Genomic DNA, 15,145 nt, shown 5'->3' with positions numbered 1-15,145 from the left:
TATCCCTAGGAGCCGTCCCAACCGCCGCCCAGGGCCACGATCAGGTTCACGCTGGCAACCAGGCGCGTGCCCAGCAGGCTCAGCGCGTTGCGCTCGCTGTTGAGCGCGGTGGCGTCCACGACGGCCACGCTCAGGTAGTCCACCAGGCCGGCCCTGTACTGGTTCTGGATCAGGCGCAGCGATTCGCGCGCCGATTCCAGCGCCCGGCGCTGCACCACCTGTTCGTTCTCCATCACGCGAAGTTGAATCAGGTAGTCCTCGACTTCGCGCAGGCCCACCAGCGCGGCCTGGCGATACGCCGCGGCCTGCGAGTCGTAGGCCGCACGAGCCTGTTCGACCTGCGCCGCGCGCGCGCCGCCGTCGAAGATCGTCAGCGCCAGCGCCGGCCCCAGGGACCAGAAGCGCGCCGGCGCGGTCAGCAGGTCGGCGAACTGGCCGTTGCGGAACCCCCCGTCGGCGGACAGCGTCAACGACGGGAACCACGCGGCCTGCGCCACGCCGATCTGCGCGTTGGCGGCGGCGGCGCGGCGTTCGGCCGCGGCGATGTCGGGACGGCGCTCCAGCAGCTCGGACGGCAAGCCCACCGGAATCTGCGGCAACTGCAGCGTGAACACCGCGGGCGTCAGTCCGAACTTGGACGGGGCCTGCCCCATCAGCACGGCGATCGCGTGCTCGTACTGGCCCCGCTGCCAGTCCAGATCGATCGATTGGGCGCGCGTGCTTTCCACCTGCGTGCGCGCCACGGCCACGTCGGCCTGGCCCGCGACGCCGACTTCATAGCGGTTCTGCGTCAGCTGCAGCGATTTCTCGTAGGCCGCCACGGTGGCCTCCAGCAAGCGCTTCTGCTCGTCCAGCACGCGCAATTGCAGATAGGTCTGCACCAGCGCCGCCTGCGCGCTCAGCCGCGTGGCGGCCAGGTCGGCCAGGCTGGCGGCCGCGCTGGCTTCGGACGATTCGGTGCTGCGGCGCACGCGTCCCCACACGTCCAGTTCCCAGCTGATGCTGCCGGTCACCGAATACTGGTTCGACACGTTGCTGCCCGACGACGAAGACGACGAGCCGTTCGTGCCGTTGCCGCTGCCCGCGCGCGACATGCCCGCGCCCGCGCCCACCGTCGGGTAGAACCCGGCGCGCGCCGCGCGCACCAGGCCAAGCGCCTGCCGGTAGTTGGCCTCGGCCTGCGCAATCGTCTGGTTCGACGTGTTCAGGCGATCGACCAGCCCGTTCAGCGTCGCGTCGTCGTATACCCGCCACCACTCGCCGCGGTCCGCGATGTCGCGCGGTTCGGCGGGCTTCCAGCCTTCGACCTGATCCTGGCCCTGGCCTTCCTTGTAAGACGCGCCCACATCCAATTCGGGGCGCTGGTAGTCGGGGCCGACTGCGCAGGCGCCCAACAGCGCGCAAAGCGCCAGCGTGACCGCGCTGCGCGGAAGGAAGGCGTTCGAAAGCGGCTTGATGCGGATCATATTTGTTCTATGGAAGCAGGAGCTTCGTTCCGGGGACCGCGCCCGCGCGCAGCCCACAGACGGAAGCGGTCCAGATAAAGATAGACCACGGGCGTGGTGTACAGCGTGAGGATCTGGCTTAGCACCAGGCCGCCCACGATGGTAATACCTAGCGGCTGGCGCATCTCGACCCCGGCGCCCGTGGCGATCACCAACGGCAGCGCGCCGAAGATGGCGGCCATCGTCGTCATCATGATCGGGCGGAACCGCGTCAGGCAGGCCTGGAAGATCGCGTCGCGCGGGGCCATGCCCTGGTTGCGCTCGGCGTCCAGCGCAAAGTCCACCATCATGATGGCGTTCTTCTTCACGATGCCGATCAGGAGGAACACGCCGATCAGCGCGATCAGCGTGAAGTCGTAGCGCAGCAGCAGCAACGCCAGCAGCGCGCCCAGGCCCGCCGACGGCAGCGTCGACAGGATCGTCAGCGGATGCACGAAGCTCTCATACAGGATGCCCAGCACGATATACATCGTGACCAGCGCGGCCAGGATCAGCCAGGGCTGCTGCGCCAGCGTCTGCTGCAACGCCGCCGCCGTGCCCTGGAAGCCCGCCTGGATCTGGTCGGACGGCAAGCCGATGCGGGCCACCGCCGCATCGATGGCCGCCGTGGCCTGCCCCAGCGACACGCCGGGCGCCAGGCTGAACGATACGGTGTCCGCCACGAACAGCCCCTGATGCTGCACGCTGAGCGGCGCGTTGGCGTTCTCCAGCCGCGCGAAGGTCAAGAGCGGCACCCGCGTGCCGGCCGACGTGATCACCTCGACCTGCTTGAGCGATTCGATGTCTTCGGCGAACTTCGGTTCCAGGCCCAGCACGACGTGGTACTGGTTCAGCGGGCCATACATCACCGACACCTGGCGCTGGCTGAACGAATTGTTCAGCACCGTCGAAATCGTGGACATGCTGACGCCCAGGCGCGTGGCGGCCTCGCGGTCGATCACCAGGTTGATCTGGCGGCCCTTGTCCTCCACATCGGTATCCACGTCCGTGATCTCGGGGATCTTCGCCATCGCCTGCTGCACCTTGGGCATCCAGGTGCGCAGCAATTGCAGGTCGCCCGACATCAGCGTGTAGTCGTACGAACCCTGGCTTTGGCGTCCGCCGATCCGGATGTCCTGCTGCGACACGAGGAACATGCGCGCGCCCGGCATGTTCTGCAGCTTGCCGCGCAGCCGGTTGATGACCACGTCGGCCGACACGTCGCGTTCGCCCAGCGGTTTCAACTGGATCTGCATGAAGCTGCTGTTGCTGCCGCCGCGGCCGCCCGCGTAACCGGTCATGCTCTGCACCGCCGGGTCCGCCAGCACCACCTTGCGCAGCGCGTCCAGCTTGGGCAGCGTCGCCTGGAACGAGGTGCCCTGGTCCACGCGGAAAAAACCCAGCAGCTGCCCGGTGTCCTGTTGCGGGAAAAAGCCCTTTGGCACCGCGGTGTACAGATAGATGTTCAAGCCCACCGCGACCGCCAGGACCAGCATCATCAGCCGGCCATGCGCCAGCGCCCAGCGCAGGCTGCGGCGGTAGCCGTCCAGCATGGACTCGAAGGCCCGTTCGGACCCGCGCGCCAGCCATCCCGGCGGCTTCTGCTCTTTCGGTTCGTGGCGCAGCAAGCGCGCGCACATCATCGGCGTCAGCGTCAGCGACACGACGAGCGACACCATGATGGCGGCCGACAGCGTCACGGCGAATTCTCGGAACAGGCGCCCGACCACCCCGCCCATCAGCAGGATGGGGATGAAGACGGCCACCAGCGACAAGCTCATCGACAACACCGTGAAGCCCACTTCGCGCGACCCGCGCAGCGCGGCCCGCATCGGCGACATGCCGTTCTCGACGTGCCGCATGATGTTCTCGAGCACGACGATGGCGTCGTCCACCACGAAGCCGGTGGCCACGATCAGCGCCATCAGCGAGATCGTGTTCAGCGTGAAGCCGCACAGGTACATGATGCAGAACGTGCCGATCAGCGACACCGGCACGGCCACGCTGGGAATGATGGCCGCCCGCCAGCGCCGCAGGAACAGCAGCACCACCAGCACCACCAGGCCCACCGCGATGATCAAGGTCAGCTCGGCCTCGTGCAGGGATGCCCGGATGCTGGGCGTGCGGTCCTGCGCCACCGTCATGCTCACGTCCGCCGGCATCAGCGCCTGCAGCACCGGCAGTTGGGCGCGCACGGCGTCCACGGCCTCGATGATGTTGGCGTCGGCCTGCCGGCGCACGATCATCAGGATGGCCTTGCGTTCGTTGAAGAATCCCGTCTGGTACAGGTCTTCGACGGAGTCCTCGACCTTGGCCACGTCCGACACGCGCACCGGCGCGCCGTCTTTCCACGCGACGATCAACGGCCGGTATTGTTCGGCGCGGCTGAGCTGGTCGCTGACCATGATCTGCCAGTGGTAGCGGTCGTTCTCCAGCACGCCCTTGGGGCGGTTGGCGTTGGCATTGGCCAGCGTGGCGCGCAGCTGGTCCAGCGACACGCCGCGGTTGGCCAGCGCGCCCGGCAGCACGGTGACGCGCACCGCCGGCAGGGAACTGCCGCCCACGGTGACTTCGCCCACGCCGTCCACCTGCGCCAGCTTCTGCGCCACGATGGTCGAGGCGATGTCGTACAGCTGGCCCTGGCTGAGCGTGTCGGAGGTCAGCGCCAGCGTCATGATGGGCGCGTCCGACGGGTTGGACTTGTGATACGTGGGGTTGCTGCGCAGCCCGCTGGGCAACAGCGAACGCGCGGCATTGATGGCGGCCTGCACGTCGCGCGCGGCGCCGTTGATGTCGCGCGACAAATCGAACTGCAACGTGACGCGGGTAGAGCCCTGCGAACTGCTGGACGTCATCTCGGTCACGCCGGCGATGCTGCCCAGCGACCGCTCAAGCGGCGTCGCCACGCTGGAGGCCATGGTCTCGGGGCTGGCGCCGGGCAGGCTGGCCGACACCGAGATCGTCGGGATATCCACCTGCGGCAAAGGCGCCACCGGCAGCAGGAAGAACGACAGCAAGCCCGCCAGCACGACCGCCAGGCTCAGCAGCGTGGTCGCCACCGGCCGGACGATGAAGGGCGCCGACAGGATCATGACGCGTCCCCGGCCGCCGGTTCACGCACGCCACGCCAGCGGCGCGACATGCGGTCGAACATCAGGTAGATGACCGGGGTCGTGAACAGCGTCAGCACCTGGCTCAGCAGCAGCCCGCCCACCATCACCAGGCCCAGCGGCTGGCGCAGTTCAGCGCCCGTGCCGGTGGACAGCATCAGCGGCAAGGCGCCGAACAGCGCGGCCAGCGTCGTCATCAGGATGGGGCGGAAGCGCAGCAGCGCGGCCTCGTGGATGGCGGCGCGCGGCGTCAGGCCCCGCTTGCGTTCGGCGTCCAGCGCGAAGTCGATCATCATGATGGCGTTCTTTTTCACGATGCCGATCAAGAGGATGATTCCGATGATGCCGATCATGTCGAGTTCGGTGCCGCTGATCAGCAACGCCAGCAACGCCCCCACGCCCGCCGACGGCAACGTGGACAGGATCGTGATGGGATGGATGTAGCTTTCGTACAGCACGCCCAGCACGATGTACATCGTGACCACCGCGGCCAGGATCAGCCACAACGTGCTGGTCAGCGAATTCTGGAACGCCAGCGCCGCGCCCTGGAAGCGCGTCTCCACGCCAGCCGGCATGCTGATCTCGGCCTCGGCCGCGGTGATGGCCTCGACCGCGCTGGACAACGATGCGCCCGGCGCCAGGTTGAACGACACCGTCACCATCGGGAACTGGTCCAGCCGGTTCACGGCCAGCACGGTCCGGCCTTCGGAGATGTGCGCCACCGACGACAGCGGCACCTGCGCGCCCGTCGAGGTGGGCACGTGGATCTGCCCCAGCGCGGACGGGTTCATCTGGAACTGCGGCTGCACTTCCAGTACCACGCGGTACTGGTTGGACTGGGTGAAGATGGTGGAGATCAGCCGCTGGCCGAAAGCGTCATACAGCGCCTCGTCGATCACGGCGGCGGTGATGCCCAGCCGCGACGCCGCATCGCGGTCGATCTCGACCCAGGTCTGCAAGCCGTCGTCCTGCAGATCGTCGGTCACGTCCTTTAACCCCGGCACCTGGCGCAGGCGGTCCACCAGCTTGGGCGTCCATTCGCTCAGCACCTTCAGGTCGGGATTGGACAGCGTCATCTGGTATTGCGTGCGGCTGACCCGGTCTTCGATGGTCAGGTCCTGCACCGGCTGCATGTAGACGGTCAGCCCGTCCTGCTTGCCCAGGGATTCCTGCAGGCGCGCCATCACCGTGCGCAGGTCGCCGTTGCGTTCGGCCTGGGGTTTCAGCGCGATCTGCATGCGCCCGGCGCTTAGCGTGGCGTTGCTGCCGTCCACCCCGATGAACGAGGACACGGCCTGCACGTCGGGATCTTCCAGCACCAGTTTTGCCGCTGCCTGCTGGCGCTCGGCCATCGCGGGGAACGAGATGGATTGCGGCGCCTGGGTGATGGCCTGGATCAGGCCGGTGTCCTGCTGCGGGAAGAAGCCCTTGGGCACCACCATGTACAGCACCACCGTCAGCGCGAACGTGCCCAGCGCCACCAGCAGCGTCAGCGGCTGGTGGCGCAGCACCACTTGCAACATGCGGTCGTAGCCGGCGATGACGCGGTCGATGAAGTTGCCGGTGGCCGTATGGAAACGGCCATGCTTCTGTTCCGATTCAGCGCGCAAGAGGCGCGCGCACATCATCGGCGTCAGCGTCAGCGACACGACCAGCGAAATCAGGATGGACACCGCCAGCGTGATCGCGAATTCCCGGAACAGCCGGCCCACGACTTCCGTCATGAAAAGCAGCGGAATCAGCACGGCGATCAGCGAAAAAGTCAGCGAAATCAGCGTGAAGCCGATCTGGGATGCGCCCTTCAACGCCGCCTGCAAGGGCTTTTCGCCCTCTTCGATATGGCGAGCGATGTTCTCGATCATGACGATGGCGTCGTCCACCACGAAACCGGTGGCGATCGTCAGCGCCATCAGCGTCAGGTTGTTGATGGAGAACCCGGCCAGATACATGATGCCGAAGGTGCCCACCAGGGACAGCGGCACCACGACGCTGGGGATCAGCGTGGCCGTCAGGCTGCGCAGGAAGACGAAGGTCACCATGACCACCAGCCCCACCGCCAGCAGCATCTCGAACTTCACGTCGTCCACCGAATCGCGGATGGTCTGCGTGCGGTCCGACACCACGCTCACGTCCAGCGTGGCGGGCAAGGCCGCCCGCAATTGCGGCAGCAGCGTCTGGATCCGGTTGACCACGTCGATGACGTTGGCGCCGGGCTGGCGCTGGATGTTCAACAGGATGGCGGGCTTGTCGCCGGCCCACGCGGCCTGGCGCGTGTCTTCGGCGCCTTCGACCGCGCGCGCCACGTCGGACAGCCGCAGCGGCGCGTTGTTCTTATAGGCGATGATCAGGTCGTTGTAGTCGGTGGGCGACTTCAACTGGTCGTTGGCGTTGATCGTGGTCGAACGCAGCGGCCCGTCCAGGTTGCCTTTGGGCTGATTGACGTTGGCGCCCACGATCGCCGTGCGCAGGTCGGACAGGGCCAGGCCGTTGGCCGCCAGCGCCTGCGGATTGACCTGCACCCGCACCGCCGGCCGCTGGCCGCCCGCCACACTGACAAGGCCCACGCCCGGAATCTGCGACAGCTTCTGCGCGACTCGCGTATCCACCAGGTCGCGCACTTGCGGCAAGGGCATGGTGGGCGACGTGATCGCCAGCGTCAGCACGGCCGCGTCGGCCGGGTTCACCTTGTTGTAGGTCGGCGGCACCGGCAGGTCGCTGGGCAGCAGGTTCGATGCGGCGTTGATCGCCGCCTGCACCTGCTGCTCGGCCACGTCCAGCGGCAGCGTCAGGTTGAACTGCATCGTGATGACCGACGCGCCGCCCGAACTGGTGGACGACATCTGGTTCAAGCCCGGCATCTGCCCGAATTGGCGTTCCAGCGGCGACGTGACCAGCGAGGTCATGACATCGGGGCTGGCCCCGGGGTAAAGCGTCACCACCTGGATCGTCGGGTAGTCCACCTCGGGCAGCGCCGACACCGGCAGCATCCGATAGGCGATGAATCCGGCGATCAGGATCGCCACCATCGCCAGCGTGGTGGCGACGGGGCGCAGGATGAACAGGCGCGACGGGCTCACGATGGCCTCGGCTTATTTCGACGCGGGCGTGGTGCCGGCAGGCGCCCCCGCCCCAAGCGTCTTGTCGCGGGTGGCGGGAATCACTTCCGCGCCGCCCACCACTTCCACCTTGGCGCCGGCGCGCAAGCGGTCGGTGCCCTCGGTGACGACACGGTCGCCGGGCTGCAGGCCTTCGTTCACGGCCACCATGCCGTTGTTGATGGCGCCCAGCTTCACCTGGCGCACCAGGACGGTGTTGTCCGGCTGCACCAGGAACACGAACGCGCCGGCCGACCCTTGCTGGATCGCGGCAGTGGGGATGGCGGTCACGTCCTTGCGCGTCAGCACATGCAGGCGCACGTTGACGAACTGGTTCGGAAACAGCGCGTCGTCCGCGTTGTCGAATTTGGCTTTCAGCTTCAGGGTGCCGGTGGTGACGTCGATCTGGTTGTCCAGCGTCTCCAGCACGCCGGTGGCGATGCGGCGGGTATCGGCGCGGTCATAGGCGTCGACCGCCAGCGTCTTGCCGGCGGCAATTTCGCCGCGCACTTCGGGCAACTGGGTCTCGGGCAGCGTGAACACGACCGAAATCGGCTGGGTCTGGGTGATCACCACCAGTCCGCTGGCGTCGGCGCTGGACACCAGGTTGCCGCGGTCGACCTGGCGCAGCCCCAGCCGGCCGCTGATGGGCGCCGTGATGCGGGCGTAGTCCAGTTGCAGTTTGGCGTTGTCCACGTTTGCCTGATCGCTCTTGACCGTGCCCTCGTACTGGCGCACCAGCGCAGCCTGGGTGTCGACCTGCTGCTTGGCAATGGAATCCTGCTTGAACAGGGCCTGATAACGCTGCAGGTCGCGCCGCGCGTTCTCCAGCTGGGCCAGATTCTGCATCTGCGTGCCGCGTGCCTGGTCCAGGGCCACCTGGAAAGCCCGCGGGTCCACTTGCGCCAGCAGGTCGCCCGCCTTCACGCGCTGGCCTTCCTGGAACGCCACGTCCACCAGTTCGCCGCTGACGCGGCTGCGCACGGTAACCGTGTTGTAGGCCGTGACGGTACCCAGGGACTTCAAGTAGATATCGATATCCTGCGTGGCGGCGGTGGCCACGCGCACCGGCACGGCCAGATTGGCCATCGCGGCCATGGGGGGCCGCCCGCCGCCCGCCCGTCCACCGGGTCCGCCGGCCGCGCCCTGTTTGGCCGATGGCCGCAGCAGCAGCCAGGCGATGCCCGCCACGGCAAGCAACAGCACCGCCCATCCGATGATGCGGCGGCGGGTCCAGCGGGAAGGCGGGGAAACAGGACGACTATCGGACATGGAAACGGTTCCGGCACTGACGGAGAAAGCCGTATTGTCTACTAGTCGGTCGCCTTTTCTACTATTGCGTGCCACAGTTGAAACTGGCCGCAACAAGAATCGGTCTCAAAAACTGACGTGCCGGACGCGGTTCCTACGAACTGCACAGGGTCATCTGAAAGGCGACGTCGCGGGCGACCTGCTGCGGCTTGAATTCGCCGTCTTGCGTGGAAAAACGTATCCAGATCATGTACTTATTGGCGCTGATCTCGGGAAACACGCCCTGATCCGGGTCCAGCCAGACACGCAGCAACTGGAACTGCTTGCCGCCCAGCATCTGCTGGTAGGCGCCCTGTTCGGCCACGATATCGGTCTTGCGGCCGGACTCGCGCAGCAGGCGCAGGGCCAGCGTCAAGCCGTCGTACAACGGCAGGAAGGGCGACACCCAGGCCTGCAAGTCCGCGCAGCGGGCAGCCTCGGGCTTGTTCTGCCAGGCGAAATAGGAAGGCATGTCCACTTGCGTCGCGCTGCCTGGCACGGACAACCGGCCGCGCAGGCTGGTCAACCATTCGTTTTCGCGTAGCGACTGGCCGGTCTTGCCGGGCGCGGCCAGCGCACTGGCCACTTTTTCCAGTTCGCGCAGCATCGCTTCCAGCGCGTCTTGCGCCACCCCGGGGTGATCGCGCAAGCCCACCAGCGCCATGCGCTGGCGCTCAAGATCTTGCAGCACGGCGCCTTTCACGTCGGTGCGTTCGCACGCGTCGAGCAGATCGAAAAGGGAAGTGACGGCGACCTGATGCTGGCGTGAATCCCCCTCGCGAACAAAGAAGAACAACCTGTCGAACAGGTATTCCAATCGCAGGTAAGCGCGGATGCGCTCATTGAAGGGATATTCGTAAACAATCACGCTTTTCGACAGGCCCATCAGTGATCGGCCAGTTGGCCGAGGGGTTCAGGGGTGCCGGCCAAGCTTTCCGCTCACCGGCCCGTTGTGGTCGCCAGCGTCAGCCAGCGGTCATGCAGGGTCTTCGCCTGCGCGCGCAATTGCTCTGGTGATGTCGCGCCGTCATTCACGATGACGTCGTCCGCAACCTCGAGCCGGCTTGCCCGCGCAGCCTGTGCCGCCATAATACGCCTGATGGCGGGCTCCGTCAGCCCGCTGCGCGACTGCACGCGCGCCACCTGCGTTTCGGGGTCGCAGTCCACCACGCAGATACGATCCACGCGCGTGCGCCAACGCGGCAGCGACTCCACCAGAAGAGGCACCACAAAGACCAGGTACAGCCCGGTCGCGGCGTCCGCCTGGCGCCGGGTTTCTTCCGTGATGGCGGGATGCAGCACGGCCTCCAGCCGCAGCCGCGCCTGCGGATCCGAGAACGCGCGTTCGCGCATCCATTCGCGGTTCAAGGCACCGTCCGGCGTCAGCGCCTGCGGTCCGAATTCGTGTTCGATGGCGGGCATGGCCGCCCCGTCCGGCGCCGTCAGCGCGCGCGCGATTTCATCGGTGTCGACCAGCGTCGCGCCCCATTCGCCGAGCATGTCGGCCACGCGGGATTTTCCCGAACCGATGCCGCCCGTCAGACCGATCTTGAACATGATGCCCATCCTTTCTTGCCTAGCGCATGAACTGCCATAAGCCCTGCTCGCCGCCCAACAGCAGCATCACGATGCCGGCCAGGGCCAGATAGGGGCCGAAGGGCAACGGCTGCCCGCGGCCGGCGCGGCCCGACATCGTAAGCAAGCCGCCGATCAGCACGCCCACCAGCGACGCCGCCAGCAACACCATGGGCAGCGATTCGACGCCGAACCACGCACCCAGCGCCGCCAGCAGCTTGAAGTCGCCATACCCCATGCCTTCGCGCCCGGTCAGCAGGCGGAACACATGAAAGATAACCCACAGGAAAACGTAGCCGGCCACCGCGCCCACCACCGCCAGCGGCAAGGTGGTGAACGCGCCGGCCAGATTGACCAGCAGCCCTGCCCACACCAGCGGCTGGGTCAATGCATCGGGCAACAAGGTGGATTCGAAGTCGATCCAGGCCAACGCCACCAGCATGGCCGACAAGCCCATCGCAAACAACGCGACGGGTGTCGCGCCGTAGCGCCATGCGCAAGCGGCAAACAGCGCACAGGTCAGGATTTCGATGGCGGGATAGCGCCACCCGATCGCGGCATCGCAGGCGCCGCAACGGCCGCGCAGCAGCAGCCAGCCCAGCACGGGCAGCCGGCGCCAGCCGGTCACGGGCGCGTGGCACGCGGGGCAATGCGACGCGGGGCGCAGCAAGCCTTCGGTGCCGGCCGGCCGCGCCTTGCCCACGGCGTCCAGGCATTGCGCCTGCCATTCGCGTTCCATCATGCGCGGCAGCCGGTAGGTCAGCACGGTCAGCCAGCTGCCGATGAACAGGCCCGCCACCGCCGCCAGTCCGATGAACGCGCCCAACGGGATGCCGAAGGCGTGGTGGGCGCCGCTCATGCGCCGGTCGGACGCGCGCGATAGCCCGCGTCCCTTGCATCGCGAATGACCGAAAGGCGGACGGCCCGACGACGGCCGTGTCGTAATTTGTTCATAAAGTGCAGACAACACCCAAGAGTGGCTAAGGGAACGTATCGAATCTTCGCATAAGTGCGTAAAATCGGAGACAGACTCAATTCACGGATAAGCTGCCATGACCGCCCGCGTCGACATCGTTACCCGATCCCGCAAACTCAGCGTCATGGGGCTGCTGCTGGCCGGTACAGCACTTGGCGCCGCAGGTTGCGCGCAGCAGAAAACCGAAGGCTATTACGATCCCCCGGTCGAAAGCACCGTGACCGACGCCCAATACCAGGGTTCGGGCGCCGGCTACCGCAGCGTCATCCGCGCCCCGTCGCAAGTGCAGATCGCCCTGAAGCCCGACGCCCGCAAGCCGCAGAACCAAGCCTCGCAAGGGATACCTGCCGGCCAGACCACCGAAGACGGCCAGGCCGTGCCGGCAGGCGCCGACGCGTCTGCGCAATCGTCGGCCCCCGCGCCTGCGCCGGCAACGCCCAATGCCGCCGCGCACAGCCTGGTGCCGCAACCGCAAACCTACATGGGCACCCTGCCCTGCTTTTCGCCCGCCATGCAATGCACGGCGCAGCGCGTGACGCTGACCCTGGCGCCCAACGGCCGCTGGCGCAGCCGCACGGCGTACCTGGAAGACGACCCCAAAAAGGGCCCCGCCGTAACGGAACAGGGCTGCTGGGACGCCACCGACGAGCGCCCGCCGCGCGTCATCCTGCTGGATGGCAAGGGCAATGCCCGGGTGGAATTCCTGGTGGCCGCCAACAACGTGCTGCGCGTGCGCTCCATCGCCGGCCAGACGCCCAACCTGAATTACAACCTGACTCGCCAGCCGGATCTGGATCCGATTGACGAGCTGGCCAAATCCCCGGCGCTCCAGTGCCCCTGATGGCCATGATGGTTTAGGGCTTGCTGCTGGGTCAGTCCAGGCCAGCCTCAAGCCATCAAACCTACGTAATGCCCTGCCGGCCCTGGCGAACACTCCGTTCGCCAGGGCCGGTTTGCCATGGCAGGGCGTCAGTGCGGGATTCCGTGACAGGACGCCGCGATCAAGGCGCATCAAGAACATCGCGCTCAAGAATCAGGTTCAAGAATCAGGTTCAAGAATCAGGTTCAAGAATCAGGCTCAAGTATCAGGCTCAAGAATCAGGCTCCGGCCCAGGCGGCTTTCCGTCCGGACATGGCCCGTACGCCGGTGGCGCCGGGGCGTGCAGCACATGGCGGGACACCGATGCCGGGCCGGCGCGGGCAAGCGGTTCGTCGTAGGCGGCCGCGGCATTCAGGATGGGCGACGCCCCCGCGCGCCCGTGGGCGCATAGCTGGCAGGCCAACTGCATGGCATTGCGGGCGTCGAGCTTTGCGAAAATGCGGGCGCGATGGGCCTCGGCCGTGCGCAGCGAAATGCCCAGGTCAATGGCGATGACCTTGTTGGGGCGGCCCGCCGCCACATAGCCGACGATCTGCCGTTCGCGGGGCGTCAGCGCCGAAAGCACCGCTTCTAGATCGGGACGGGGAGCTTGCATGGGCGACTCTTTTTGCAATGTAGGATTACATCAAGTCTGCCCGGCCACCGAAGGCGGCGAAAGCTGGCAAATCTGTCAGGGGTCGGGGCGGCGCGTATCCGCGCGCCCCTGCCTGTGTGGAAAACTCAGGCCTTGTAGGCCAGTTCCAGATTGTCGATCAAGCGGGTGGCGCCCAGCTTGGCCGCGGCCAGCACCACCACGGGAACGCCCGCCACCAGGTCGGCGGCCTCGGGGCGCTTCAGGTCTTGCTGGCGGCGCAGGGCCACGTAGTCCACCTTCCAGCCGCGCTGGGAAAGGCGGTCGGCGGCATCGCGCTCCAGCGCCAGCGCGTCGCGCTCGCCCTGGGCCAGCCGCTGGCCGATGCGTTGCAGTTCGGCATACAGCGCCGGCGCCTCGGCGCGTTCGCCGTCGGTCAGGTAGCGGTTGCGCGACGACAGCGCCAGGCCGTCATCGGCGCGCACCGTCTCGTGCGCCAGCACGTCCACCGGCAACTGGAACTGGCGGCACATGTTGCGCACCACCATCAGCTGCTGATAGTCCTTCTTGCCGAACACGGCCACGCGCGGCTGCACGCAGGAGAGCAGTTTCAGGACAACCGTGCTGACGCCCTCGAAGAAGCCGGGCCGGAACTCGCCTTCCAGGATGTCGCCCAGGTCGTCGGGCGGCTGCACGCGGTAGTTCTGCGGTTCGGGATACATCTCGCGCTCGTTCGGCGCGAACAGCACGTAGACGTCGCGCGCCTGCTCCAGCTTTTCGATGTCGGCCGCCAAGGTGCGCGGATACTGGTCGAAGTCTTCATTGGGGCCGAATTGCAGGCGGTTCACGAAGATGCTGGCCACCACGGGGTCGCCGTGCTGGCGCGCCAGCTTCATCAGGGACAGGTGGCCTTCGTGCAGGTTGCCCATCGTGGGCACGAACGACACGCGATTCTGGCCGCGCAGGTGATCGCGCAGTTCCTGGATGGTATGTACGACTTTCAAGGGGACTCTCCGGGGTTGGGGGCAGCCCGGTCAGGATCAGGCCGCGACCGCCGCCACGCTGGTGTAAGCCAGACGCACGTAAATGGGAGCATAGGGCTCCGCCTGCGTGATCTCCAGCAGGGATTCGCGGGCCAGCTCCAGCATGGCGATGAAATGCACGACGACCACCGCCGCGGGCGCGCCTTCGCGGACGCGCTCCATGAAGAGGTCGCCGAATTCCATGAAGCGCACATCGTTCAGGCGCCGCAGGATGTGCGTCATGTGATCGCGCACGGACAGCTGTTCGCGCGTGATGTGGTGATGCTGATTCAGCTTGGCCCGCTTCATGATGTCGGCCCACGCCTGGCGCAGGTCGTCCACGCTGACTTCGGGCATCATGCGTTCGACGCTGAGGTCGGCCACGGCCTGGCTGCTGACGAAGTCGCGGCCCAGCTGCGGCAGCTTGTCCAGCTTCTGGGCGGCCAGCTTCATCTGTTCGTACTCGAGCAGGCGGCGGACCAGTTCGGCGCGCGGATCTTCGGGCTCTTCGCCGGTGTCGGTCTTCCTGACCGGCAGCAGCATGCGCGACTTGATCTCGATCAGCATGGCCGCCATCAACAGATATTCGGCGGCCAGCTCCAGATTGGTGATGCGGATCTGGTCCACATACGACAGGTACTGCCGCGTGACATCCGCCATCGGGATGTCCAGCACATTGAAGTTCTGCTTGCGGATCAGGTACAGCAGCAGGTCCAGCGGCCCTTCAAACGCCTCCAGGAACACTTCCAGCGCGTCCGGCGGAATGTACAGGTCCGTCGGCATCTGGAACAGCGGCTCGCCGTACAGGCGCGCGAACGCGACGCTATCGACGGTATCGGGCGTGCTGTCCACGGAAGGCGCCACTAGCTTGGCCAGTGCCTCGCCCGGGACGGAAGGGTTTTGGGACATGTCTGCCGCAACGGGATCAGTCTGCCGAATACACGTAGGGTTTTTGCGGCACGCGGGCCGCGCGGAAGCCTTCCAGCAGTTCCGAGTCCTGCGGTTTATCCCAAAGACGCGAGCGGCCTTCGCGCTGGCGTTCTTCGGTGCCAGGGTGCGACTGCTTGAAGTCTTTCAGGAAAAGGGTGATCTCGGATTCGTAGTTGGTCGCCATGACACCAATTTCAGTGGGTTTCGGATCC

The 15,145-nt window shown here is 66.6% G+C and carries 12 protein-coding genes; 1 reads left to right on the top strand and 11 read right to left on the bottom strand.

All coding sequences use genetic code 11. The annotated features are described in order from the left end of the window. Positions 1-5: 5 nt before the first annotated feature. The 7 genes from A9973_RS26715 to A9973_RS26685 form a co-directional block, all read right to left on the bottom strand. Positions 6-1,466, bottom strand: a complete 1,461-nt coding sequence (locus A9973_RS26715; protein WP_183016633.1) for an efflux transporter outer membrane subunit — start codon at positions 1,464-1,466, stop codon at positions 6-8. Beyond that, the gene (locus A9973_RS26710; protein ID WP_183016632.1) at positions 1,463-4,576 is read right to left on the bottom strand and encodes a multidrug efflux RND transporter permease subunit; all 3,114 of its coding nucleotides are present in this window, start codon (positions 4,574-4,576) and stop codon (positions 1,463-1,465) included. The genes A9973_RS26715 and A9973_RS26710 overlap by 4 nt, the downstream gene beginning before the upstream one ends. Continuing rightward, the gene (locus tag A9973_RS26705; RefSeq protein ID WP_183016631.1) at positions 4,573-7,671 is read right to left on the bottom strand and encodes an MdtB/MuxB family multidrug efflux RND transporter permease subunit; all 3,099 of its coding nucleotides are present in this window, start codon (positions 7,669-7,671) and stop codon (positions 4,573-4,575) included. Before A9973_RS26705 ends, A9973_RS26710 begins: the two co-directional genes overlap by 4 nt. 12 nt (positions 7,672-7,683) lie before the next feature. Beyond that, positions 7,684-8,961 (bottom strand): MdtA/MuxA family multidrug efflux RND transporter periplasmic adaptor subunit, encoded by a 1,278-nt coding sequence (locus A9973_RS26700; RefSeq protein WP_183016630.1) that lies wholly within the window; start codon positions 8,959-8,961, stop codon positions 7,684-7,686. A gap of 133 nt (positions 8,962-9,094) precedes the next feature. After that, the gene (gene zapD, locus A9973_RS26695; RefSeq protein WP_370539539.1) at positions 9,095-9,847 is read right to left on the bottom strand and encodes a cell division protein ZapD; all 753 of its coding nucleotides are present in this window, start codon (positions 9,845-9,847) and stop codon (positions 9,095-9,097) included. A 71-nt stretch (positions 9,848-9,918) separates the two neighbouring features. Further along, on the bottom strand, positions 9,919-10,545 hold the full coding sequence (gene coaE, locus A9973_RS26690; protein ID WP_183016628.1) for a dephospho-CoA kinase: 627 nt from the start codon (positions 10,543-10,545) through the stop codon (positions 9,919-9,921). 10 nt (positions 10,546-10,555) lie between these two features. Next, positions 10,556-11,413: an A24 family peptidase gene (locus A9973_RS26685; protein ID WP_183016627.1), complete on the bottom strand. Its 858-nt coding sequence runs from the start codon at positions 11,411-11,413 to the stop codon at positions 10,556-10,558. 193 nt (positions 11,414-11,606) lie between these two features. Here A9973_RS26685 and A9973_RS26680 point away from each other — a divergent pair, with 193 nt between their 5' ends. After that, a complete protein-coding gene (locus tag A9973_RS26680) occupies positions 11,607-12,371 on the top strand; it encodes a copper resistance protein NlpE N-terminal domain-containing protein (protein ID WP_183016626.1) in 765 nt (254 codons plus the stop codon). Between the two features lie 250 nt (positions 12,372-12,621). On the opposite strand, the gene A9973_RS26675 is transcribed toward A9973_RS26680, so the two are convergent. The 4 genes from A9973_RS26675 to A9973_RS26660 form a co-directional block, all read right to left on the bottom strand. Further along, a complete protein-coding gene (locus tag A9973_RS26675; protein WP_183016625.1) occupies positions 12,622-13,005 on the bottom strand; it encodes a response regulator transcription factor in 384 nt (127 codons plus the stop codon). A 125-nt stretch (positions 13,006-13,130) separates the two neighbouring features. Beyond that, entirely contained in the window at positions 13,131-13,985 is an 855-nt protein-coding gene (gene panC / locus A9973_RS26670; RefSeq protein WP_183016624.1) for a pantoate--beta-alanine ligase, read from the bottom strand. A gap of 36 nt (positions 13,986-14,021) precedes the next feature. Then, a complete protein-coding gene (locus A9973_RS26665; RefSeq protein ID WP_183016623.1) occupies positions 14,022-14,912 on the bottom strand; it encodes a ScpA family protein in 891 nt (296 codons plus the stop codon). Between the two features lie 16 nt (positions 14,913-14,928). Further along, positions 14,929-15,117: a DUF3460 family protein gene (locus tag A9973_RS26660; protein WP_183016622.1), complete on the bottom strand. Its 189-nt coding sequence runs from the start codon at positions 15,115-15,117 to the stop codon at positions 14,929-14,931. Between the last annotated feature and the right edge of the window lie 28 nt (positions 15,118-15,145).

Source organism: Achromobacter sp. UMC46, assembly GCF_014170335.1.
Classification (GTDB): Bacteria; Pseudomonadota; Gammaproteobacteria; order Burkholderiales; family Burkholderiaceae_B; genus Achromobacter.
Note: the sequence above shows the minus strand (reverse complement) of the source record. Positions and strands in the feature narration are given on the sequence as shown.